Source organism: Bradyrhizobium uaiense (genome assembly GCF_010811875.1).
GTDB lineage: Bacteria > Pseudomonadota > Alphaproteobacteria > Rhizobiales > Xanthobacteraceae > Bradyrhizobium > Bradyrhizobium uaiense.
The window spans coordinates 1-220 of record NZ_VKHP01001224.1; the positions used below are offsets into that span (position 1 = coordinate 1).

Genomic DNA, 220 nt, shown 5'->3' on the forward strand with positions numbered 1-220 from the left:
GAGGACCTGAGACGGCTGCTCGTGATCGGGGCTACGGCGGTGATCCAGCAGGCCAGACGTGGACGCGGTCATCACTCGCGCTGGCTGCTGGCGCTGATCAAGCGCAAGCCGCCGAAGCTTGCAGCGGGGGCGCTTGCCAACAAGGTGGCGCGCATCGCCTGGAAGCTGATGACGAGCAATGAGAGTTACGACGTTGCGCGGCTGGATGCCGCCGGAGCAG

At 66.4% G+C, this 220-nt stretch carries 1 pseudogene; it reads left to right on the forward strand.

Annotated features, from left to right (window positions below):
* Nucleotides 1-220, forward strand: a pseudogene (locus FNJ47_RS47210) (IS110 family transposase); the annotation flags it as partial.